Annotated in this window: 1 pseudogene and 1 riboswitch; the pseudogene reads left to right on the forward strand. The window is 38.2% G+C overall.

Annotation, left to right across the window (positions count from 1 at the left end):
• Positions 1–129: riboswitch (TPP riboswitch) on the reverse strand.
• A 109-nt stretch (positions 130–238) separates the two neighbouring features.
• Positions 239–393, forward strand: a pseudogene (locus tag JR005_RS14645) (RND transporter); the annotation flags it as partial.

Here is a 393-nt window from a genome sequence, read left to right on the forward strand (position 1 = left end):
TTTTTAGATAGCTTGATTCCTACGCAGGTCTTAACCTGATCAGGTTCAACGGTACTTGGGATCAAATCTAATCAAAGTGTAGATTTACCCAATCTCAGCGAGTGATTACTCGCGCTCCGTCAAGCATGCTTAAATACTAACATGGATTGACTACAATTCCCCACATCCTGCTGATTGTATTTTTAATTGATTTTTCTTAGTCTTAGTGGGCAACTTTTTCAGGATTGATATACGTTTCATGATCATAAAAAAAATACTGCTCATGACCAGCTTATGTAGTGTTTCCATTTCGAGTTTTGCACTGGATTTGGTGCAGGCGTATGATCGTGCCAAAAAAAATGATCCTGCATGGCAGACCAATGTCTATCAATTTGAAGCAGATAAACTCAATCT

The organism is Acinetobacter sp. Colony158 (genome assembly GCF_019264745.1).
GTDB classification, from domain to species: domain Bacteria; phylum Pseudomonadota; class Gammaproteobacteria; order Pseudomonadales; family Moraxellaceae; genus Acinetobacter; species Acinetobacter ursingii.